Source organism: Acetatifactor aquisgranensis (assembly GCF_943193215.1).
Classification (GTDB): Bacteria; Bacillota; Clostridia; order Lachnospirales; family Lachnospiraceae; genus Acetatifactor; species Acetatifactor aquisgranensis.
Genome location: NZ_CALPDH010000056.1, coordinates 1 through 18600, shown reverse-complemented (window position 1 = coordinate 18600; position 18600 = coordinate 1). Strand labels below are relative to the sequence as shown.

General features: G+C 48.6%; 25 protein-coding genes, 1 tRNA gene and 2 pseudogenes. 5 read left to right on the top strand and 23 right to left on the bottom strand.

From position 1 onward, the window contains the following. The 13 genes from NFS35_RS27245 to NFS35_RS27185 form a co-directional block, all read right to left on the bottom strand. On the bottom strand, positions 1-318 hold a 318-nt coding region (locus NFS35_RS27245), incomplete at its 3' end, for a DUF7768 domain-containing protein (RefSeq protein WP_456298466.1). Further along, positions 315-632 (bottom strand): hypothetical protein, encoded by a 318-nt coding sequence (locus tag NFS35_RS27240; RefSeq protein WP_251210120.1) that lies wholly within the window; start codon positions 630-632, stop codon positions 315-317. The genes NFS35_RS27240 and NFS35_RS27245, both read right to left, overlap by 4 nt. Further along, positions 607-1362, bottom strand: coding sequence for a single-stranded DNA-binding protein (locus NFS35_RS27235; RefSeq protein ID WP_251210119.1), 756 nt, complete (start codon positions 1360-1362; stop codon positions 607-609). Before NFS35_RS27235 ends, NFS35_RS27240 begins: the two co-directional genes overlap by 26 nt. Further along, positions 1331-1621, bottom strand: a complete 291-nt coding sequence (locus NFS35_RS27230) for a hypothetical protein (protein ID WP_251210118.1) — start codon at positions 1619-1621, stop codon at positions 1331-1333. Before NFS35_RS27230 ends, NFS35_RS27235 begins: the two co-directional genes overlap by 32 nt. A gap of 9 nt (positions 1622-1630) precedes the next feature. After that, positions 1631-1972: a long-chain fatty acid--CoA ligase gene (locus tag NFS35_RS27225; RefSeq protein WP_251210117.1), complete on the bottom strand. Its 342-nt coding sequence runs from the start codon at positions 1970-1972 to the stop codon at positions 1631-1633. Between the two features lie 54 nt (positions 1973-2026). Further along, positions 2027-2212 (bottom strand): hypothetical protein, encoded by a 186-nt coding sequence (locus NFS35_RS27220; RefSeq protein WP_251210116.1) that lies wholly within the window; start codon positions 2210-2212, stop codon positions 2027-2029. A 4-nt stretch (positions 2213-2216) separates the two neighbouring features. Continuing rightward, the gene (locus tag NFS35_RS27215) at positions 2217-2855 is read right to left on the bottom strand and encodes a hypothetical protein (protein ID WP_251210115.1); all 639 of its coding nucleotides are present in this window, start codon (positions 2853-2855) and stop codon (positions 2217-2219) included. A gap of 4 nt (positions 2856-2859) precedes the next feature. Then, positions 2860-3804 carry a DNA cytosine methyltransferase gene (locus NFS35_RS27210; protein WP_251210114.1) on the bottom strand — a complete coding sequence of 315 codons (945 nt, stop codon included), beginning with the start codon at positions 3802-3804 and terminating at the stop codon, positions 2860-2862. Positions 3805-4154: 350 nt separating this feature from the next. Further along, positions 4155-4229 (bottom strand) — tRNA-OTHER (locus NFS35_RS27205). A 24-nt stretch (positions 4230-4253) separates the two neighbouring features. After that, on the bottom strand, positions 4254-4637 hold the full coding sequence (locus NFS35_RS27200; protein ID WP_103241022.1) for a hypothetical protein: 384 nt from the start codon (positions 4635-4637) through the stop codon (positions 4254-4256). Positions 4638-4665: 28 nt separating this feature from the next. After that, positions 4666-5589, bottom strand: a complete 924-nt coding sequence (locus NFS35_RS27195; RefSeq protein WP_251210113.1) for a phosphoadenosine phosphosulfate reductase family protein — start codon at positions 5587-5589, stop codon at positions 4666-4668. A 22-nt stretch (positions 5590-5611) separates the two neighbouring features. Continuing rightward, positions 5612-5812 carry a helix-turn-helix domain-containing protein gene (locus NFS35_RS27190; RefSeq protein WP_251210112.1) on the bottom strand — a complete coding sequence of 67 codons (201 nt, stop codon included), beginning with the start codon at positions 5810-5812 and terminating at the stop codon, positions 5612-5614. 321 nt (positions 5813-6133) lie between these two features. Further along, positions 6134-8266 (bottom strand): metallophosphoesterase family protein, encoded by a 2133-nt coding sequence (locus NFS35_RS27185; RefSeq protein ID WP_251210111.1) that lies wholly within the window; start codon positions 8264-8266, stop codon positions 6134-6136. Between the two features lie 372 nt (positions 8267-8638). On the opposite strand from NFS35_RS27185, the gene NFS35_RS27180 reads away from it, so the two are divergent. From NFS35_RS27180 to NFS35_RS27170, 3 genes are read left to right on the top strand one after another with little or no spacing between them, the layout of a single operon-like run. Next, a complete protein-coding gene (locus NFS35_RS27180; RefSeq protein ID WP_251210110.1) occupies positions 8639-9004 on the top strand; it encodes a BMC domain-containing protein in 366 nt (121 codons plus the stop codon). 11 nt (positions 9005-9015) lie between these two features. Then, entirely contained in the window at positions 9016-9444 is a 429-nt protein-coding gene (locus tag NFS35_RS27175) for a BMC domain-containing protein (RefSeq protein ID WP_251210109.1), read from the top strand. Between the two features lie 19 nt (positions 9445-9463). After that, a complete protein-coding gene (locus tag NFS35_RS27170; RefSeq protein ID WP_251210108.1) occupies positions 9464-9976 on the top strand; it encodes a EutP/PduV family microcompartment system protein in 513 nt (170 codons plus the stop codon). Positions 9977-10145: 169 nt separating this feature from the next. On the opposite strand, the gene NFS35_RS27165 is transcribed toward NFS35_RS27170, so the two are convergent. The 6 genes from NFS35_RS27165 to tnpA form a co-directional block, all read right to left on the bottom strand. After that, positions 10146-10781 (bottom strand): hypothetical protein, encoded by a 636-nt coding sequence (locus tag NFS35_RS27165; RefSeq protein WP_251210107.1) that lies wholly within the window; start codon positions 10779-10781, stop codon positions 10146-10148. Beyond that, positions 10753-12009, bottom strand: a complete 1257-nt coding sequence (locus NFS35_RS27160) for an ABC transporter permease (protein WP_251210106.1) — start codon at positions 12007-12009, stop codon at positions 10753-10755. Before NFS35_RS27160 ends, NFS35_RS27165 begins: the two co-directional genes overlap by 29 nt. Next, on the bottom strand, positions 12006-12908 hold the full coding sequence (locus NFS35_RS27155) for an ABC transporter ATP-binding protein (protein ID WP_251210105.1): 903 nt from the start codon (positions 12906-12908) through the stop codon (positions 12006-12008). The genes NFS35_RS27160 and NFS35_RS27155 overlap by 4 nt, the downstream gene beginning before the upstream one ends. Positions 12909-13118: 210 nt before the next feature. Then, positions 13119-14279 (bottom strand): sensor histidine kinase, encoded by a 1161-nt coding sequence (locus NFS35_RS27150; RefSeq protein ID WP_251210104.1) that lies wholly within the window; start codon positions 14277-14279, stop codon positions 13119-13121. Next, the gene (locus NFS35_RS27145) at positions 14267-14932 is read right to left on the bottom strand and encodes a response regulator transcription factor (protein WP_251210103.1); all 666 of its coding nucleotides are present in this window, start codon (positions 14930-14932) and stop codon (positions 14267-14269) included. The genes NFS35_RS27150 and NFS35_RS27145 overlap by 13 nt, the downstream gene beginning before the upstream one ends. A gap of 87 nt (positions 14933-15019) precedes the next feature. Then, a complete protein-coding gene (gene tnpA / locus NFS35_RS27140; protein WP_251210102.1) occupies positions 15020-15409 on the bottom strand; it encodes an IS200/IS605 family transposase in 390 nt (129 codons plus the stop codon). A gap of 352 nt (positions 15410-15761) precedes the next feature. Between tnpA and NFS35_RS27135 the strand changes: the two genes are divergently transcribed. Next, complete coding sequence (locus NFS35_RS27135) at positions 15762-15971, top strand: hypothetical protein (RefSeq protein WP_251210101.1); 210 nt, start codon at positions 15762-15764, stop codon at positions 15969-15971. Positions 15972-16013: 42 nt separating this feature from the next. Here NFS35_RS27135 and NFS35_RS27130 read toward each other — a convergent pair. Next, a pseudogene (locus tag NFS35_RS27130) lies at positions 16014-16705 on the bottom strand (IS256 family transposase); the annotation flags it as partial. 116 nt (positions 16706-16821) lie between these two features. Beyond that, positions 16822-16938: pseudogene (locus NFS35_RS29820) on the bottom strand (M23 family metallopeptidase); the annotation flags it as partial. A 133-nt stretch (positions 16939-17071) separates the two neighbouring features. Here NFS35_RS29820 and NFS35_RS27120 point away from each other — a divergent pair. Beyond that, positions 17072-17446, top strand: coding sequence for an ATP-binding protein (locus NFS35_RS27120; protein WP_251210100.1), 375 nt, complete (start codon positions 17072-17074; stop codon positions 17444-17446). Between the two features lie 108 nt (positions 17447-17554). Here NFS35_RS27120 and NFS35_RS27115 read toward each other — a convergent pair whose 3' ends face one another. Continuing rightward, positions 17555-17830: a hypothetical protein gene (locus NFS35_RS27115; protein WP_251210099.1), complete on the bottom strand. Its 276-nt coding sequence runs from the start codon at positions 17828-17830 to the stop codon at positions 17555-17557. Positions 17831-18013: 183 nt separating this feature from the next. After that, positions 18014-18550, bottom strand: a complete 537-nt coding sequence (locus NFS35_RS27110) for a PBECR4 domain-containing protein (RefSeq protein ID WP_251210098.1) — start codon at positions 18548-18550, stop codon at positions 18014-18016. Positions 18551-18600: the final 50 nt, after the last annotated feature.

The window sequence follows — 18600 nt, the reverse complement described above, 5'->3', positions numbered from 1 at the left end:
CAGCACTGCGCAGTCAATTGGATAAAGGTTGGAAAAATAATTCGTCATTTGCGTCTCCCTCAATTCGCCGTCCGACAACTTAACGCCCACGATCACAAAGTCACACTTTTTAAGAAGCTCTAAGCCTGCTACCATTCCTGCCGCCCGTTCCTGCGGCTTGTCCTCATTTAAGCATTGTGTCATGTATAAATGCGGCGTGATCGGCGCTAAGCCCGCCTCTATTGCCTGCTTTGTAAGTGCCTGTGCATACTCTATGTGCCTGTCAAGCTCCGCGCCGTCCTTTGCCCTGTACGGGCTGCATATGTATACTGTCCTCATTCCTGCCCGCCTTTCGCCTCTGCCTCCACTCTGGCAAGCTCGTTTTCTACCAGATGCTCTACCATGTGCATCAGATCATTTGTACTTTTCTCTGTCATAAATCCGCACAGCTCGCAACATGTAGCAAAACCGCAGATTATATGATAATGCGTTACTACTTCCTGCTCTGTTTTCATGTTTTGAAGTCCAGCTATAAGAGAAGTTAAATTTATGACTGCACGCTGTCCCAGCTCGCCGCCTATGCCCTCTATCGGTATTTCTATGCGCGTCGCCTGCGGCTCTCCCTTGCTATTTGTGATTGTCTTTGATCTCATTTCTTGCCTCTCCTGTCCTTTTAATGAAACTTACTGAAATCTCGTAAGCCGTCCTTACTTCCCTGCCTGCCTCTGCGTCTTTCATATATTCCCGGCTCTGGCATCTTCCCAGCAGCTTAACCTTATCGCCCTGCTGCCAGTTCGTTACCTCGTCCGCGTTCTCCTGCCAGCAGATACAGGGAATATAGCAGCTTGTCCCTGTAAGCACATTCTCAACCTCTACGAAAATATCAGAAATACGCTTGCCCCTCGGTGTCTCCCGGTATGTCGGCTTATGTTTCAGCTCACCCACAAGCGCTATGTCATTTTGTGTCATTGCTTTAGGGCTTAAGCCTATGTACTCTGCCAGAATGAATACCAGCACTTTACCACTCTTAAAATCTTTAAGCGCCTGCTGCCGCCCGGATATTAAAAGCCTACTGCCCGGCAGGAAATAATTTTCAAGCCGCAGCCCGTCCCCGGTCTTTCCCCGGTCTACTGCTGCCTCTGTAAAGGCTACTGCTACCTCGTCAATAATGCCGCTCGGTCTTTTCGTCTCGATCTTTGCCAGATAGCCATTGAACCGCAGCCCGCATATGTCCGTTACCTCTTCCAGCTCCGTAAGCTCTCCCGCCAGCCCTGCCGCGTTGCTTATCCTGCCTCTTTTCGTCAGATCGTCCAGAATCCCTGCGTTAAGGTCTGCCAGAAAGTCCGGCTTTTTATCCTGCCCTTTGTTCCGCTTTTTGCTCATACTTTGCGTGATCTCCTTTCCCGCCATAACTTATCAATATTTCTATTGCCCGCTTATAGCAGGCTATTTCTGTTTCTTCTTTTGCTTTGCAGATACAGCGCCCGCGTTTCTCTCCTGCATACTCCCAGATTTCAATAAGGTTATTGCCGTATATATCAAAATGGCTATGCTCTCTTAAGCTGTGGCTCTTCTGTAATGCTCTGTATATCTGGTAATATTCGTGAATAAGTGCGCTGCGTTCCTCGTCGTTTCCATCCATGCCCTGCCCTCACTTTTCCGGCATCTGGTACACTCTCGGCACTACTGCTGCCATAGGCGGCATAGCCTCAATGCCTCTTATAAATCCCTTACTACCCGCTGCGTACAAATACTGCCCGCATACGCCCTGTATCTCGTCTATGATCTCTATACAGCGCTCTTTGCTCTCATACTCTCCGATCTCTTCTAAACAGCCGTCAGAAATGCAAATAGTATGCCGCTTTTTATCTGCCTCGCTGCCGCCTATCTTTCTCTTTATGTCCTCATGCTCCCCGTACTCTATGCAGGCGTAATTACCGCCCAGCCTGTACAGCTTTTCTTTGTTCTGGCTGCGTATGTATACTTCACTCATTGTCTGCCTCGCTTTCTTAATTCGATTTTTGTATTACTTATTCCTGAATATGTATTACCTTTTAGACGCCACCCCGTCATACTTTAGCCGTCTGTACTCTTCTGCCATATTGCGCACTTTATCAGAAAAGCTACGCCCCTCTACCGTCTCTATAATTTCCAGCGTTTCAGCATCAATTTTTATACTTTTCTGAATATTTGCGCCTATGTGTTGATAGTTCCCATTTTTCCATGTGTACATAGTCTTACCTTTCCCCAAATACAGCCAGCGCCTCTGCTAAAATCTTCTGCGTAGGCAGATAGCAAATATCTGTATTCTGGTAATCTGTATGATGTGTTAGAAAATACTCTTCACACGCCTGCTGCTCTGTCAGCCCCTCTAACATCAGCGCCCAAATTATTTCCCTTTCCTCTTCCACAAGCGCCCTGCCGTCGTTAATGATCTCCATGTTTAAAGGCTGCTCGGCTTTTGCGTTTATTTCCTGCAAATACCAGCCCGCCTGCTTATACTCTTCCAATCGCTCCGGCGTTAATATGCTGTATTCGTCCGGGAAAATCTTCACTTCATGCGGTGTATAGATTTTTGCACACTGCCTGCCGTACTCGTCTACACCGATCAGCGTTTTTATTTCCGTCCCTGTAGCTCCCGGCTTATCCTTAATAGCAGCCCATCCCTCTCTTACAAACGGTACAGCCCAATAAATGCCGTAAAGCTGCGGTGCTACTGCGTCCGATACTGGCAGGCTCTTAATAATCATTACCCAGTTACCCGCCGTAATAAGTGTGCGCTCGTCCCGTCTTTCCCTGCTGTTGTCGCCCCATATATCTACATAGTTTTTTTTAAAGCCGTACTCGTCTACTGCTGCCTCCTGCTTTCTTCCCATTTTTCTACCTTTCTTTCGTTTCTGCTGTTTCACCCAGAATCATTTTTCTAAACAGGCTCTCAAATATCGGTACAGGTATGCTATTGCCTGCCTGCTTGTAAAGTGGCATTGTATAGCGCCCTACTCTTTTATGTACTGCTGCCGCTGCCTTGAAATCTGCATCAGTATAGCCCTGCAAGCGCCAGCACTCTAATTCTGTCAGATACCTATAGCGCCCGTTTCCCATATCAATTACCTGTGCAGGCGTTCTATCCTGCCTTGTGGTTATTGTGTATGCAAAATCCTTTATAACCGTTGCTCTCTTTATTCCCGTTTTTCCTATCACATTTAATACGCTCGGCTGTGTTACGTCATATACTGGCGGTGCATCTTCTAAAAGAAATTCGTTAATGTCCCGCATAGGCGTTTTTATCAGATCATCAAAACAAAATTTTTCATTTCCCAGTACCGATACTGTAAAAACTCTTTCCCGCGCCTGTGGCAGCCCGAACTCCCTAGCATCCAGTACCTTAAAATTATTGCTATACCCAAGCCTTTCCATTTCCGATAGATAACGGTTAAAATTTGCTTTCATGTGTCTACTTGTGACATTTTTTACATTCTCCCAGATAACATACCCCGGTTTCCATTCGCCCATTTGTTCTATAATGTGAATGGTCTCCCACATAAGGCTACTGCGTGTTTCGCTCCCCTCGTCTGCCCCTTTCTGGTGTCCTGCTATGCTGAAATCTTGACACGGGCTACCATGTATCAGAATATCCGGCTTTAAATTCCAGCCTACAACGCTCTGCGTCTTATACTCCAATTCATCAGCAAACATAGCATTGTAAGAACGTACTGCCTTTCCGTCTATTTCCACATAATCAATAGCTTTTACGGGTATTCCTATATTGCGTAAAGCGCAGCGTGGGCTACCTATTCCCCCGAAAAGCTCTAATATCTGTATCATTTCTTATTTTCCTCTCTTTTGTTTCCCGGTAAATTTCTTTCCTGCCCTCTTTTCTTCCAGCGGCAGCTATTGTTACGCCTGCTGCCGCTGCCGTGATATATTCCTTGCCTTGCCAAATCCCTTAAAATCTCCCTCTGGGCGGTGCTCTCTGTCTCTTCACTGCTACCGCTCTCCTGTTCTGGCGTATATTTACCGTAAGGGTGCTTTTTCACCTTAAAAAAGCTGCTTAAAAACTTGTTGACCGTCTACATACTCTCTAGCTGGTATGACCGCTGCTATTTTTCTACGGTATACAGATAACAGCTTTTCGCCTGCTGCATCTGCCGCAGGCTCGCCATGCCTGCTACAAATACGCCCTGCTGGAATCGAACCAGCGCCCCCGCTGTATGCCCGGCTGCGGTATTCTCCCACTGAATTAAAGGCGCTTAATGGCGGCAGCGCCGCCTATGTCAAAATAGAAATCCCTTATCTATCAGAAACTTTATCCAGTCGCAGCCCGTCACGTCGTCCCTTTCTATAAATTTGTAAAATTCCTCTTTAGTCGTTACGTTATCCTCTGCTAAAAACTTCTTTGCTATTGCTACTGCATTTGTTTGAAATACATGCTCTGCATAGAAAGCCTTTTCTATTGTTCCGTAATCATTGCTGCTTTTCGGTGTGCGCATTTCCACTACTACCATAGGCTTATTATTCTTTTTATTTCTGGCTCTCCTTATAACTACTGCCTCACTGAATAACCAGCCATTCCAGCCGTACCGTTGCGGTGCAAATTGAGTACGTGGCACTTGTACCAGTTCCCCTGCTTTCAATTTCTTAAAATCTATTTTTTTCACGTTTCTACCTCTCTTTCGTTAATCGGATTTATGTATATTCCTCGAAAATGTTCCCCCACTCGTCCATTCTCATTTGCCCGTCGCAGCTGTCGTCCTCCATCCACCATTTGAAAACTTTCTTTCCTGTTTTCCATGCGTCCATTACTTTTAACCCTTTACGTTTTCTCTCTATAATCATTTTGTCAAACGCTCTTATATACGCCTCTTTATACTTTGGGTATCTCTCAAATTCTGCCCAACGTTTTTTTCCTGCCATTGGACAGCCTATACACCCAACGCGGCAAAATCCCTCTTCATATAGCGGATTTAATTCTATTTTTTCATGCCGGATATACCACCACAAATAATCATCTTCCCAGTCAATAAGCGGATTTATTAAAGTTTTCGTTGTACGGTAACAGCTTTCTACAAGCTGTCTGGTTTCTGCATTGTCTAAATTCAGAATTATTACCCCGCCTTTATCGTTTGCCCTCAAATCCTCATTTATATTTGCTTTCTCTTTTAATTCTTTAGACGCTTTCGTAAACACAACTGCGCTTTGATTGTTTTGTCTGCTTTTGCTTTCTGCTTTTCTTACTCCTGTTACTACCTTTTCGCCGTGTCCCGAATACTCTTTTAAGTCCATGCAGCAGTAACGCATTAACCGCGTTGGTGGTGTGGCATGATCTACAATTAGCTGCCACATTGTACGCCTCGGATAAATGATGTTATATTCAATTCCCGCTGCCCTGCATTTCTCCCTTTCGCGTCTGATAAAATAAACTGTTTCCGGCGCATCTACCGTTGTATGGTTATGCTGAACTGAAAAAGGCATATTGTATTTTTCCTTTGCCACCATAGCAATATGCTTTAATACGCTGCTATCCTTGCCACCGCTATCAGATATAACGCAGCCAGAATTTCCGCATAATAAATGCAATAACTCTATTGCGTCCTTTGCTTTTCTTTCCACTGCATTTCTTTCCTTTCTTTGGTTAAATTGCCCGCTGCGCCAGTTCTGCGCTGTACTGCTGCCGCTTTCCGTTCTCTGCCCCGCCTCTTTGCAGCTCCCGGTATAAAGTGCCTCTGTGTACACCTACCGCATCAGCTATAGCCTCTGCGTTGCTGCCAGCCTTACACATAGCCTCTATTTTCTTCCTGTCCTCATAGCTTAACCTTTTGTACTTCCTTTTCATTTCCCCCGCGCTCCTTTCCTGTTTTTGGATAAAAAAATAGTGCGATAGAGTTTTTTAAGCTCTACCGCACTATGCTTTTACTATTATCTACCGTAAAAAATTAAATGCGGCAGAGGCTTTAATACCTCTTGTCGCATTTAATTTTAAAACTTATCCATATTTACATATATTCTTTTGCAGTACTTCTTTCTTCTCTAAATAATCCATTGGCAACTGTCAATCCCCACTGTTTCCTATCCTGTAGAAATCTGGCTCGCCCGCTAACCAAACGGCCCTTCTGCTTCAGCCCTTACGCAAACCAGCTCCCTGCCCCATCAGTTCCTAATCCTCCAAATCCATCAGCCTATAGGGAGTGATGCAAAACTCCCCGTCCTTCCCGATGGCAATCAGGGTGGCGCCCCTCTGCTCCATGTCTTTGTCGATTCCCGGCATGGCAAGGTAGTCTATGCTGTAGCCATAGGTCAGCCGGATGCCCTTGTATTCCAGGGACTGGTTATTGTAATGGTCGTGCCCGCAGAAGATGGCTTTCGTGCTGCCAAGCTCCACAGCCCTGTGGAAAAGCTTGCTTTCATAGTCCGAACAGCATATCTTATCAATCATAGTCTCCCCCAGGATCCCGTAATGATAAACCACTTCATCGCTGCCGCTTTCGTAAAGGTCGTTGGCCTCCTTATACTCCCGCAGCGGGATATGGATGAAAATCATGGAGGGAACCGTCCTGCCCTCCTGTTCGGAAAGGCGCTTCACCATCCTCCCGTACCACTCCACCTGGTCGTCGTGGATGTAATCATACTCGTTGATCCCCCCTGTCGCCACATAATCGTTGGAATCGATCAGAAAGAGGGCCTGCATCAGGTTGCCGTCAGCGGACCTGATTTCAATCATCTGGTTGCTCCTGCCATAGATATCCGGCTGCACGTAAGGGTACAGCAGATTCCTTGAGTTTTTGTAAGACAATGTCTTGAACAGCTCGTCCACCTCCCCCCTGTTCAGGGTGGCCATGGCCTCCGTATCGTGATTGCCGTAGGTAAAAGCCCAGGGAATCCCCGTATTCCGCATAAAGCTGGCAAACTGCATGATGGGGGCGTTGTTGCTCAAGGAGAACGACATGATGCCCATGGGAAAGACAAGGTCTCCCGTGACGATTACCAAATCCGGCTCCGTCTCACTGATCAGCCTGTAACAGGCTTTCAGCGCCTTCGTGTCCTTGGACACAGACAGGATGCTGCCTCCCAGATGGATATCCGTCAGCTGCAGTATCTTGAACTCCTCCTCTCTGGTGGTGACGGTATAGATCCCCGTGTCCTCATCATAGGAGATATCGCTCTGCCCGTGGGGAACTTCGCCCACCGTACTGATATAGGGCTGCACCAGATACAGATCCTGCTTCATCAGATTATAGGTGAAAAAAAGCGCTGCCGCCAGTGTATACACGATTATTTTCCGCGCATTGACGTTTATGTTCCGGCCCACAAACAGCCGCCTGCGGGTAAAATCATAGAAAACCCCCAGAACCAGATATACGGCGACCCCTGCGCAGGCCCAGCGCAGGATCCCTTCCGTCTGGTTTCTCACTGCGTACAGGACGCACAGGCAGACTCCGTAATAGCCTGCCGACAGGCCGCAGAGCCTGCGAAGCTCCTGCCTGTACTCCCGCCCGCGCCTGGCGCAGAAAAACCCTGCCCACATCCGCTGTAAAAGCAGATTTTTCAGCAGCAGATAAACCGCCGTCTCAATAAACAGCAGGTAAAAGGTGATTTCGTGCAACACACCCCGCAGCGTATATTTTGAGGTAGTAATAGCCAGCAAAATGGCAAACAGCAGGATGAATCCAAGGGAAAAGGCCAGAAATACAGTGTTTATCAGTTTTTTGGAATAAAAGTCGTACCACCTCTGCGCATGTCCCCGACAGGAGCCCTCATAAAAGGCGTCGAAGAAGCCCGTCTCTGCCGTCAGCCGCTTCCTTTTCCTTATGGTAAAGACAAGAGGAATCGTAAAAATCAGCAGGTCAATGGCCGTGGCCGCCAGGCTCTCCAGGGAAAAGAACCGTCCCATGACAAAAAAGCTGAGAACCGAACCGATGATTCCTGTCAGTTCAAACGCCAGGGCGTAAGTATTTTTACGGAACCTCTTCCAGGTTTTCAGAAAAGCATCCTCCCCCGCTGCCCAGAGCTGGCTGTCGCCTGTTTCACCGCCGTCCCTTTCGCCGTCAGGTTCGCCTGCGGGGGCTTCCCCGGCCTTCTCTGTCCCCAGATAGCGGCAGATTTCCTCCACATTTCCCGAATGAATCAGGATATTTCCCGCCGCTTCCGCCGCCGTGGCGCCTTCCTCCCTGGAGATCTGGTATTTCCGAAGGGCCGATTCCAGGATTTCCTCTTTGAACTCATCGTTCTGACGGGAAAAGGGAACCCCCTGGAAAAGCATGTCCACTGCCCGCTTTAACGTATCCTTCATATTCATCACCTTTCTTTCTGCTGCATGCAGACGCCTTCCCGGTTTTCTCCCCAACGTCCAAAACGGCACAGAACGTCCTTCCGAATTCCGCCTGCTTCACCTGCCGGATTTTCCGGCGAAACCGAATCAGACTGGTGGCAGCGAAATCAATCAAAATCACTGAAGCTAATTTAATCGGTATCAGTATAGCACATTGAAAAAGACGCCGCAACTTCCTATCTTATGCGGTCTGAACGGTTACCGCCAAATCTCCCCAGGACATGCCCGAGCCGGAGTTTCAGCTTGACAGGAAATCGCCCTGATAGTATGATGGATAAAGAATCAAGTTTCCCATAAATACAGCAAAACCCATGGAAAGAATGGAGCAGGAAGATGGCAAACGGACAGGAAGAACAGATCAGAATCGTACAGGAGACCGTGGCGGGCAAGGAAATCACGTTCGCCCATGTAATGGGCGGTCCGGCCCCGGTCATATATCAGAAGCTGGGGCTGAACCCCCAGGTGGATTATCAGTCGTCCGCCATCGGGATTATGAACATGACGCCGCCCGAATCCGCTGTCATCGCCTCCGATATCGCGGTTAAGAGCGGAAACGTCTACCTGGGCTTCGCGGACCGGTTCACAGGGACGCTGATCATCACAGGAGAGATTTCAGATGTCATGTCAGCCATGACTGAAATCGTGAATTATTTCCGGGACGAACTGGAATATGTCGTCTGCAAGATTACAAAGAGATAGGAAGTGCAGCCATGGCCCGAATCACAAAGGAAGAACTGCTGGAAAGGCTGTTCCATGAGGATTATGAACAGCTCAAAGGGAAAAAACTGCGCATCACGCGACTGCGGGTTCCCGGAAAGGAGGTCTGCCTGGCCCATATCATCAGTGCCTCGCAGCCTGAAGTGTATCAGAATCTGGGACTGCATATCGGCGTCCATGAGGGCGAGGACCATACCGGAGAGTCCATCGGGCTGATTCGTTTTACCCCCTGGGAGGCGGTAGTGGTGGCCGCGGATGTGGCGCTGAAAAGCGCTGATGTGCAGATCGGCTTTATGGACCGCTTCTGCGGCTCCCTAATCCTCACCGGCGGACTGTCCGAGGTACAGACCGCAGTGGAGGAGGTTGTCAGATTTTTTCGGGAAGCGCTGGACTTTCAGACCTGTGAAGTCCACAGGAATTAAGGAGACAGGGCGGCAGATTATGAAGAAACTATTTTTGATGGGCAGGAGCGAAGCCGGGAAGACCTCCCTGACCCAGGCGCTTCGCGGAGAAGAGCTCCATTACGTGAAAACCCAATACACCAGCTCCGGCGATGACACCATCGATTCGCCGGGAGAGTACGCGGAGTCCAAGCGATTCAGCGTGGGGCTGGCCTGTTTTTCCTTTGAGGCGGATGTGGTGGCCGTGGTCCAGGCCGCTGACGAGCCCTACAACCTGTTCAGCCCGAGCCTGCGCTCCTTTATCCTCCGTCCCCTCATCGGCATCATCACGAAAATCGACTCTCCCTGCGCCAATATCCCCATGGTCAGGCAGTGGCTGCTCAACGCCGGCTGCGAACGCATCTTCCTGATAAACAATGTGACCCGGGAAGGAATCGGCGAGCTCATGGAATATCTGAAAGAGGATTTGCCCCGGCTGACCTTTGAGGAGGCAAGGATGAAGCAGAGCCTTGGATTGAGCGAATGGGATGCATTTCCCGAAAAAACCCCTTGATTTTTACGGCATTCTCCATATCTGTCGGTTCCGAAGTGCCATTGGCCAGGATATTCCAGACGATTCGGTCTGTTCTCTCATTCTTCCCTTTCTTTTGGCTTGGCTATTTTGCATGGCTGCCGCCTAAAAAAGTATGCGAACTTAAGCATCAGCTGAGGCCTGCCTCCGTTCAGCTCAAAACAGCCGCTCTGCGCAGCTGTTCCCGCAGCCAGATTCCTCCTGCCGTCAGGAAAGCCGCTGCCCCGAACAGCCAGGGCCAGGTTCCTTCGTCGCCTCTGCAGACAGGAAACAGGCCGAACTTCCACAGACGGTTTGCCATACCTATATTAACGGCATAGTACAAAACCGACACCATATACCCCAGAACCACCTGATTGGTGACCGCCGCCGCAAAACAACCGATTCCTCCCAGAAACAAAGCCTCGCAGAACGCTCCCCGCCACAGAAGCCACACCGGAAACACAGAGCCGCCGGCCAGAAGCCGCAGAATGAGAATGCTCACCACTGCTGCCAGCATGCACACCGCCGGAAACAGCCTGCCCAGATACAGCTTCCACATAGGCAAGTACCTGGAGGCCTCCAGCTGCCAGATTTCCATGTCGCTCTCCGGCACAAACAGAGGCGTAAACAACAGGATCCCGGCGAGAACACCGTAGCGCTCCATCACCTTCGCCGCTCCGGCAGTGTCCAGATTGCAAAAGCTCAGCACTGCCCCGGCACACAGCACCAAAAGCGCCGCCCCGCACAAATGGGGAAGATAATGGTATCGGATAAAATTAAGAATTGTTTTTACGTAATTTCCCATACAACATTTCCCCTTTCCGCCTCTTTTTTTCATAGACTGCCACCGTAAGCAGAACCAGTATAACTGCCAGTGCCATATACATTCCCTTATTCCGGTACAGCTGTTCCAGTTCCTCCGCATACCTGCCGTAGCTGCCGAAAGTGTTCCAGCGCGTCACCAGTTTCCAGCCGAAATCTCCCGTCAGTGTAGCGGCGGAAAACACCGAGCCGAATGCCCATGCCAGCAGGACCGGTATCGCCAGAATTGTCTCCGTCGCCTCCGTAAGGAAAAAAGCAGCGCCAAGCACCACCATGATCACCGGCAGCAGCCACAGAAAACTGTACTTGGCAAACGCCAGGACATCCGCCTTGATCCCTGCCTGGCCCGCGGCATACACACAGGGCATCTGCATCAGCAGCGCACACAGAAGCACCGGTACAAAACACATCACCACATTGGCCAGATAGCGGCACCCAATCAGAGCGGCGCCGGAAACGGAACGGCTGCGGATAAGCTCCGCCGCTTTCGCCCTCTTATCCTTCAAACAGGCGGAAACTCCCACAAATATAGGCAGTATGGCAAGAAAAATGCACGCATAATCGCAGAACAGCCGCATCTGCGCGCCGCTGACCCTGTCTTCTTCACACAGTTCCCGGTAATGTTCCAGAGCATCCTCATAGGTCAGGGCCGCAATGCCTCTTTTTTCATAGGATGACTTCTCATAATAGCTTCCGGAGCCTACGATTTCATAAGCTTTTTCCATCACCTGTTCAAATTCTTCGTAGCTTAAGTTTTCCCTGAGGGGAAGGTGCCACATTTCCGCTTCCGAATACTCCGCGGCGCTTTCCTCTGCCCCCATCCGGTAAACCTCCGTCCAGTACGCCACATTCTCCTCTGCCATCTGCTCAAATTCCATACCCGTGCACTGCTGCATTGCGCGCTTAAGTACTTCCTGTTCTTCCTCATTCAGGGTCACTTCCTTGTAAAAACCGAAAGGATAGGTGGCAAACCGATTTGACAACAGTTCCTGAAACAGTGTCTCCAACCCGCTTTGCATGATCACTCTCTCATCACTGGAATATCCGTACCCATAGCTTTCCTGACCGGGCTGGGGCTCAGACAGCCGGTCCACCCATTCCACTTCGCTCATCTGACCGGTGATAAACAGCACGAATGCTACCAGATAGACATAATACACCAGACTTTTTGCAATCTTCCTGCACTCCTTCAGAAATAATGCTCCCATCATGCCCGCTCACTTCCTTTCTGCACAGGCGTCGCGGATATGCTGTGCATCAGAAACATATAGGCATCCTCCACATCTGCGCTGCAGGACTTCGCTTCCGCCAACGGCATACTCTCCGCAATGATTCTGACGGCAGCAGTGCTTCCTCTATTCAATATGCCGGTAACAATAAAACGTTCCTTTAATCCATCCAGTTCTCTCGCCGAGACCTCCGCCGAGTAAACCTTGTTCTCCACCAGCTTCAGAAGAGACTCCACCGTTCCGCGGAAAACTACCTCCCCATGATTCAGTACCGCAATCTCTTCACAGGTAGCCTCGATATCTCCCACAATGTGCGTGGAAAGCAGCACGATCCGCTCTCTGGCAATTTCGCACAGCAGGTTGCGGAAACGGACCCTCTCCTCCGGATCCAGTCCCGCCGTAGGCTCATCCACAATGATCACCCTGGGATCATGGATGATGGCCTGGGCAATTCCCAACCGGCGCTTCATTCCGCCCGACATTGCTTTCACCCGGATATTTTTCTGTTCCAGGAGATTTACCTTTTCCAGCATTTCCGGCACCTTCTTTTTCCGCTCCGCCTTCGGAATCCCGGAGAGTACCGCCAGATAATCCAGCGCCTCACAGGCAGACATATTTCCGTACATGGAAAAATCCTGAGGCAGATACCCCGTCATCTTTCTGATCTCCGCGGCATGTTCCACCGGCACCCCGCACACACGCACCTCCCCGGCAGACTTCGGCAGCAGTGTGGCAAGCACTCTCATAAGCGTTGTCTTTCCTGCCCCATTGGGTCCAAGCAGACCGAACATCCCCGGCCCAATGGTCAGATCAACGGATTGTAACGCCTGTTTTTTCCCGAAGTTTTTGCATAACCCTTTGATTTGAATTTCCGTTTCCATAAAATAGATCTCTCTTTCTTTTTCCGTAAAAAGCATTGGACAGCCCCTGACACCTGCACCTTTTCCCTGTCCGGCAGCGGAGGGCTGTTCAACCCTTTTCCATACTATAGGAAGCAAATGCTGCTCCCGATAAGCTATACTATACAAGAGAAATCTCTACAAACACTCTACATTTTCTAAATAAGTCCTGAAACTTTCTGAAAAGGATTCTTAAACCCCTACCAAAAAGGCGGCAGCCGCAATTCCCCCGCCGTCTATGCTGTTGACCAGTTTCAGTGTTCCCCCGTGTTTCTCACAGAGCATCCGGGAAATGAACAGTCCCAAGCCAAAATGTCCTCCCCCTTCCTTGTCCTCGCTGTAATAAGGGTCCGTGCCGTACCGAAGCGCCTTATGAGAAAATCCTGCCCCGTCATCCCGCACATAAATCAGAAATTCCTCCCCGCTCCGCACAAACGCAACGATAATCCCGTTTTGGGCATAACGGAGCGCATTGGATACCAGATTGTCAAAAACCTCCTCAATCAGCCCTCCGTCTGCAAAAAAATTTCCCTCTATCCCCTGCGCCTCTATCCTGCAGGTTTTCTTTTTCTCCACTGCAAGCTCCCTGGCTGCCGTTCCAAGACGCTGCACCAATATTGTGCCCTCCTGCCATGCTCCGGACACCTCTCTGGCCTCCTGCCTGTGGAGTAGTGTCATGGTTTTGGAAATCTCCAGAATCCGCTGTTCCTGATGATGCATTACAGCCAGCTTTTCCAGAAGCTTTTCTTCAGAAACCTTTCCCTTTGGCACATACTTCTCCAGAAATTCCGTACAGCCGGAAAGCACAGTGAGCGGCGTGCGGATATCATGGGCAAAGGCAGCATTGATCCGCCTCTGGCTCTCCTGCTCCATCCAACGGCTTCTCTTCTCCCTCACCAGCTTTCTGCGAAGCTGCTCAAAGCTTCGGCAGAGTCCTCCCATCTCGTCCCCGTCAAGATATGCGATCTCCCTTCCGTAATCTCCGGCCCCGATACAGCCAATGGCATCCTGTACCGCCTTCAGGGCAGGGTATATCTTTTTTTGCAAAAACATCCCTCCCGCCCCCGTGCAGCATACCGCCAGACAAGGGTACTGCCCATACCAATACCAAAACCAGAGAAAACCCATGGCCGCTGTTCCCTCGTGTGCGATTTCCCAGCTAAGAATGAAATTCTCCTGCAGGTTTTTCCCGGTAAACACCTTGAACCAACTCTCGCAGAGATTCTTGGACAGAATCCACAGCATCATCCCGGCCACGGCTCCTGCCGCCATATAAAAAAAGAGGCTCTTCGCCAGGGAAGCGTTCCTGAATTCCGCTCCCAGACGCGCAGCTTTCTTCCTCAGCCAATCCATCGATATCCCACCCCCCACACTGTCTCAATATACTCCTTCTCCCGGGCATTCCCCAGCTTTTTCCGGATGCGCCGGATATGCTCCGTAATGATGGACGCATCCGCCTCTCCCTCATATCCCCGGACATTCTTATAGATCCGCTCCCTGTCAAGCACCACGCCCTTATTGGTGTAGAGCAGCTCCGCAATGGCATATTCCGTCTTCGTAAGCCCCACGTCCCGGCCATCCACCAGGAAACGGCGCCCGGAAAAATCCACCGTCAGATTTTCCTCCGTCACAAGGGTCCGGCCGGTCCTCTCCTGTCTCCTGAAATGCGCCTCTATCCGGGCAAGCAATTCCTCCATGCCGAAAGGCTTCATGATATAATCATCTCCGCCCACTTTCCATCCCATAATACGGTCGGCTTCTTCTGTTCTGGCAGATAAAAACAGAATAGGCGCATTGGTGCGTCCCCGGACAGCCTGGCAGATCTGGTATCCGTCCATGTCCGGCAGGTTGATATCCAGAAGAATCAGATCCGGCTGCTTTTCTATCAGCAAAAGCGCGCTCTCCCCGTCTGCCGCCTGGTCAGTGGCATACCCTTCCATGGCAAAAGTCTCCGCCAGCAGTCCGCGGATCTCCTTCTCATCATCTACAATCAGAATCCGTTTCATTCCCCTTCTCCATTCCCTGTCAATTTCCTCTGAAACACTTTTCCGCATCCATGGCACAGGTATCCTATGGCTCAAAAATTGTTTTCCTTATCCTATCATTTGCTTCTTGTAGTTTTTCTCCTGTCCTTGTTCCCTTACATATTTGCCGATTACTTCCTCGTTTCCATGTTCTCCTACCGTTGCCACATAATATCCATCTGTCCAAAACTCTCCTCCCCAGAGCTTTTTCTTCACTTCCGGACACTTCGCAAATACTGCTTTCGCCGTTATACTTTTCACTATCTGTATTATCTTCTTCGGGCTATAGGTTGGCACCAGCTGTATCAGAAAATGCACATGGTCCCGATCTGTCCCCATTTCCAGAAATCTTATTTCATACCTCTTCTCTATTTCCCGGCATGTTTCCTTTATCACTTGGTCTACTTTTTCATCTATTACTACTCGTCGGTATTTTGCCGGACATACAAAGTGGTACATCTTTAGTATATCACCTTTTCAAGTTTAGGGCAAAATTTCCTTACGCAGCAGAGCTGCGGGGAATTAGGCCCGGAGACTGACTCAATATTCAGTTGCCCTTTTGGTGAACCTATTCAGCGTGCGCCATGTCTGGGACGGCTCAGCATCAGGGGTGTGCAGCTTTTGCCAATTCTTGCAGGACCGGCGGTTTCGGTGTATAATGAACAGTAATGAGTAATAATTAGTGAAAATACGTCTGCTCACGTTTATAGGATAATACTTTTTTAATAAGTTTTATTTTGGCAGGAATTCGACTGCTTGGGCATGTTGCAAATCAAAGTCGAAGATAGGAAAGTATTTCTTTCATGCTGTGTTGAGAGATTTAGAGCTGCAGGCAGTATTGCCAGGCTCTGACAGTACCTATGAAAAGTATTTCAGGGGAACAAGAAATTCAAAAGAATTGCGGGACTTTATTGTTAAATACTTTGATGAATCTGAATTCTGTAAGGGATTGGTGAAAATGCTCCGGGGTAGCGGAACGGCAATTGCCGGCATTGATTTTGTTGCAGATTTATCTTACTGATTATAGTATTACCAATCTCTATACAGATTTTTCTAATTTTTTACACCAAAATAAAACATCCCCTCCCCGGTTCTTCAGGTCGTTCAGCATCCCAGCCAGAACTTCGAACTCTCGTTGGCGCCTGCCGTGATGCTGAGGATCTCCTTGTACCCTTCTGTCGTGACGCCCAGCACCACATAGGCCGCACGGCTGAGTATCCGCCCGTCTTCCCTGACCTTGTAGCGGATGCAGTCCATGAACACGAATGGATAGACCGGGTTCAGGGGCCTTGACTGCCATTCCCGGATCTCCGGCAGTATCTTGTCCGTGATCTTGCTGACCATCTCTGCAGACATCTCTATCCCATAGAGGTCCTGCAGCTGGTCATGGATGTCCCTGGTGCTCATCCCCCTGCCGTAGAGCGGGATGACTTTTTCTTCGATTCCGGAGACGTCCCTCTGGTATTTGGGGATGGGCTTCGGCTCGAATTCACCGTTCCTGTCCCGGGGCACATCAATCTGGAACTCTCCGTACTGGCTCTTGAGGTTCTTGGGGGAGTGGCCATTGCGCTTATTTGAAGTCTCCACATTCCCTTTGTTGTTCTTCTCATAGCCCAGTGTCGCGTCAAGCTCTGCCTCCATGAGTTCCTGGAGGATATCTTTGAATCCATCCCTCAGGAGGGTGTAGACATCTGCCACACTGTTTAAGTTGCTGTCTGCAATAATCTGTCGAATCTGTTCCTTTGCTACCGGCATAAAAATACTCCTTTTCGATAAGAATTTTCATATCTTGATTCTTACCAAAAAGGAGCCATTTTTTACCAAAGGCACAAACTTTTTTACACTACCTTTTGCTAATTTAGGCTTGACTTTTCATAGCTGGTCTCCTTCTGCGACTCATCAAAAATCAGCTGCAGCCCCCAGTGCAGATGCACGATCTTGATATTATTCACATTCTCCGTGGTGCTGTACCCGGTATGCCCCATATAGGGTTGTGTCAAGAACAGACTAAATTTTTTTAACAATTCCGTAACAACTTTTCATTCATCCCCTATTCATCCACAAAATCTGGCATTTTTCACCTTATTTCTACCCTGTCCTCCACATACACGCGGATTGACAATGGAGCAGGCAATAGCAGGGCGCTCGAAAATACGTAATGTCTGTATCGCAGAGGTTTTCAGCCGAATGGGGATTATTGAACAGTGGGGAACCGGTATTCAGAGAATGATTCAGGGATGCAGGGAATATGGCGTTCGGGAGCCGGAGTTTATTGATATGGGAGATGCTTTCCGAGTAAATTTCTATCGTTCTGGTACAGAAACTGGCATAGAAAATAGTAAAACTGGCACAGAAACTAGCGTACAAACCAAAGAAGCTGGCACAGAAATAAACCAAATGAGTTTTCTAAACACTTTGTCCGAGACGGAAAGAACAATATTGGAATTTATAATGGAAAACTTTGGTATTACACAGAAAGAAATAGCGCAAAAATAGGGATGTCCCAAAACGGCATAAGATATGCAATGGACAAATTAAAGGAAAGAGGAATTCTGGAACGAGAGGAAGCTACAAAGAGGGGAAATGGATTATCAATATATTGCATTAAAAACAGCCGCCATAGTACTTTTTGCATATGCCAAAACACATTGAAAAACAAATCTGCTGCTCTACCAAATCAGCCAACATATGCCCTATCTTCGTGCTGTCACGATTGATAATCGACTGCATTCTGGCATTCGTAACGCCATTCTCCAAATAAGCGGTTCCAAGAATAATCTGAGTCTCATTATCCAGATGTGAATATGCAAGCCCTTTGCCAAACATCAATAATCTTGCCGCCGTCAACCAACCTTTCTCTGTGTTTCGATCTATGGTCATTACCGGAATCGCTGGCGTCACGGAGCATGGCCTTGACTTCCTCTTCCGTGCAGTAGTCATCTCCCTCATAATTCCTTTTCTAAACCCACTCCATATCTGTCGACTGCATATTTCATGAATCCCCCTGTCTTCTTATCCTGTTCTACGTCCCTTTTATCTGTAGACGGACTCTAGCTCCTGATTTTATCTTTCCAACAGCTTCTCTATTTCCCCCGAAAAATGTATTTTCTTTCCCCCAAAGCTTTTATCAATTTTCTCTATCAAAGAATATTTTTCATCCATATACATTTTAGAGAATACTGCATAGATCTTTTGTACCGGATTCACAACTACATCTCGAATATCTTTTTTCAAGAGCGTATTCGGCACATTCAACCCCGTGTTCCGGTCTTTTACAAAACCGACACACCCACATATATTCCCCGCTGCCTTCTCGGTAAACAATTTCGGCCCGCGATCAGTAAAATCGCCAATTATCATGGCATTACGCTTAATCTCCATCATACTTTCCAATACATCCAATTTTTGAACTGTCGAACCGTCTTTTGCAAAATGAAAATCATCTTCTGTCAAACGGCTGGCCAGACATTTCTCATAGAAATGGATAGCAGAACCTACTCTTGAATCATTTACCCTGACTCCCGTCAAATGCAGAAAATTGTATCGATGAAAGACTGCTTCATAACTTTTTATCCTAAAAGTTGTAAAATATATACTCAAAACATCAACTGATAGTCACCCCAAGTTTTTGTAAATAAAGCTCATCGCGC

Coding starts and splice junctions, on each gene's coding strand:
- NFS35_RS27190 (WP_251210112.1), bottom strand. CDS start 5,812: ATGAAAAGGAAGTACAAAAGGTTAAGCTATGAGGACAGGAAGAAAATA.
- NFS35_RS27120 (WP_251210100.1), top strand. CDS start 17,072: ATGGAGCAGGCAATAGCAGGGCGCTCGAAAATACGTAATGTCTGTATC.
- NFS35_RS27145 (WP_251210103.1), bottom strand. CDS start 14,932: ATGAAACGGATTCTGATTGTAGATGATGAGAAGGAGATCCGCGGACTG.
- NFS35_RS27235 (WP_251210119.1), bottom strand. CDS start 1,362: ATGAGCAAAAAGCGGAACAAAGGGCAGGATAAAAAGCCGGACTTTCTG.
- NFS35_RS27220 (WP_251210116.1), bottom strand. CDS start 2,212: ATGTACACATGGAAAAATGGGAACTATCAACACATAGGCGCAAATATT.
- tnpA (WP_251210102.1), bottom strand. CDS start 15,409: ATGTACCACTTTGTATGTCCGGCAAAATACCGACGAGTAGTAATAGAT.
- NFS35_RS27180 (WP_251210110.1), top strand. CDS start 8,639: ATGGCAAACGGACAGGAAGAACAGATCAGAATCGTACAGGAGACCGTG.
- NFS35_RS27160 (WP_251210106.1), bottom strand. CDS start 12,009: ATGATGGGAGCATTATTTCTGAAGGAGTGCAGGAAGATTGCAAAAAGT.
- NFS35_RS27185 (WP_251210111.1), bottom strand. CDS start 8,266: ATGAAGGATACGTTAAAGCGGGCAGTGGACATGCTTTTCCAGGGGGTT.
- NFS35_RS27230 (WP_251210118.1), bottom strand. CDS start 1,621: ATGGATGGAAACGACGAGGAACGCAGCGCACTTATTCACGAATATTAC.
- NFS35_RS27165 (WP_251210107.1), bottom strand. CDS start 10,781: ATGGGAAATTACGTAAAAACAATTCTTAATTTTATCCGATACCATTAT.
- NFS35_RS27170 (WP_251210108.1), top strand. CDS start 9,464: ATGAAGAAACTATTTTTGATGGGCAGGAGCGAAGCCGGGAAGACCTCC.
- NFS35_RS27240 (WP_251210120.1), bottom strand. CDS start 632: ATGAGATCAAAGACAATCACAAATAGCAAGGGAGAGCCGCAGGCGACG.
- NFS35_RS27175 (WP_251210109.1), top strand. CDS start 9,016: ATGGCCCGAATCACAAAGGAAGAACTGCTGGAAAGGCTGTTCCATGAG.
- NFS35_RS27210 (WP_251210114.1), bottom strand. CDS start 3,804: ATGATACAGATATTAGAGCTTTTCGGGGGAATAGGTAGCCCACGCTGC.
- NFS35_RS27155 (WP_251210105.1), bottom strand. CDS start 12,908: ATGGAAACGGAAATTCAAATCAAAGGGTTATGCAAAAACTTCGGGAAA.
- NFS35_RS27215 (WP_251210115.1), bottom strand. CDS start 2,855: ATGGGAAGAAAGCAGGAGGCAGCAGTAGACGAGTACGGCTTTAAAAAA.
- NFS35_RS27225 (WP_251210117.1), bottom strand. CDS start 1,972: ATGAGTGAAGTATACATACGCAGCCAGAACAAAGAAAAGCTGTACAGG.
- NFS35_RS27150 (WP_251210104.1), bottom strand. CDS start 14,279: ATGGATTGGCTGAGGAAGAAAGCTGCGCGTCTGGGAGCGGAATTCAGG.
- NFS35_RS27115 (WP_251210099.1), bottom strand. CDS start 17,830: ATGACCATAGATCGAAACACAGAGAAAGGTTGGTTGACGGCGGCAAGA.